The organism is Halomonas sp. GFAJ-1 (assembly GCF_000236625.2).
Classification (GTDB): domain Bacteria; phylum Pseudomonadota; class Gammaproteobacteria; order Pseudomonadales; family Halomonadaceae; genus Vreelandella.
This window is the reverse complement of the sequence record NZ_AHBC01000087.1, coordinates 1-1,693: the sequence shown is the minus strand read 5'-3', so window position 1 is coordinate 1,693 and position 1,693 is coordinate 1. Positions and strand designations below refer to the sequence as shown.

Genomic DNA, 1,693 nt, shown 5'->3' with positions numbered 1-1,693 from the left:
TTAGTGCAGAAAKCCTGGCCTTTGAAGAAGGTGGCGACGACACCGTGTCTGTTAACGCGGGCAACGTCACCTGGATTGGCGGTGTAGGCGATGACTCCTTAACGATCAGCGACGCCGACCAAGAGAGCCAGCACGTACTGATGGGCGACAACGCCCAACTTGGCTGGACCGATGAGGGCGTACTGATTAGCGCAGAAAGCCTGGCCTTTGAAGAAGGTGGCGACGACACCGTGTCGGTTAATGCGGGCAACGTCACCTGGATCGGCGGTGTAGGCGATGACTCCTTAACGATCAGCGACGCCGACCAAGACAGCCAGCACGTACTGATGGGTGATAACGCCCAGCTGGGCTGGACCGATGACGGTGTGCTGGTCAGTGCCGAAAGCTTAGCAACCAACATCGGTGGTAATGATGACGTCTTTGTTAACGCGGGTAACGTCACCTGGATTGGCGGTGTGGGTAATGACACCCTCGAAATCACTGAGGCGGCTCAGGGTAGCGAGCATGTCCTGATGGGCGACAACGCCCAGCTTGGCTGGACGGATGACGGTGTGCTGGTCAGTGCCGAAAGCTTAGCGACTGACATCGGTGGTAATGATGACGTCTTCGTTAACGCGGGCAACGTCACCTGGATTGGCGGTGTAGGCGATGACTCCTTAACGATCAGCGACGCCGACCAAGACAGCCAGCACGTACTGATGGGTGATAACGCTCAGCTTGGCTGGACGGATGAGGGCGTGCTGATTAGCGCAGAAAGCCTGGCCTTTGAAGAAGGTGGCGACGACACCGTGTCGGTTAATGCGGGCAACGTCACCTGGATCGGCGGTGTAGGCAATGACTCCTTAACGATCAGCGACGCCGACCAAGAGAGCCAGCATGTACTGATGGGTGATAACGCCCAGCTTGGCTGGACCGATGAGGGCGTGCTGATTAGTGCAGAAAGCCTGGCCTTTGAAGAAGGTGGCGACGACACCGTGTCGGTTAATGCGGGCAACGTCACCTGGATTGGCGGTGTAGGCGATGACTCCTTAACGATCAGCGACGCCGACCAAGACAGCCAGCACGTACTGATGGGTGATAACGCTCAGCTTGGCTGGACGGATGAGGGCGTGCTGATTAGTGCAGAAAGCCTGGCCTTTGAAGAAGGTGGCGACGACACCGTGTCTGTTAACGCGGGCAACGTCACCTGGATTGGCGGTGTGGGTAATGACACCCTCGAAATCCCTGAGGCGGCTCAGGGTAGCGAGCATGTCCTGATGGGTGATAACGCCCAACTCGGCTGGACGGATGACGGTGTGCTGGTCAGTGCCGAAAGCTTAGCGACTGACATCGGTGGTAATGATGACGTCTTTGTTAACGCGGGTAACGTCACCTGGATCGGCGGTGTGGGTAATGACACCCTCGAAATCACTGAGGCGGCTCAAGGTAGCGAGCATGTCTTGATGGGTGATAACGCTCAGCTTGGCTGGACCGATGACGGTGTGCTGGTCAGTGCCGAAAGCTTAGCAACCAACATCGGTGGTAATGATGACGTCTTTGTTAACGCGGGCAACGTCACCTGGACCGGCGGTGTAGGCGATGACTCCTTAACGATCAGCGACGCCGACCAAGACAGCCAGCACGTACTGATGGGCGACAACGCCCAGCTTGGCTGGACCGATGACGGTGTGCTGGTCAGTGCCGAAAGCTTAGC

Annotated in this window: 1 protein-coding gene; it reads left to right on the top strand. The window is 57.4% G+C overall.

Annotated elements, in window-relative coordinates; genetic code table 11:
- The coding region (locus MOY_RS17310; protein WP_009102134.1) for a hypothetical protein at positions 1–1,693 on the top strand (1,693 nt) is incomplete at both ends.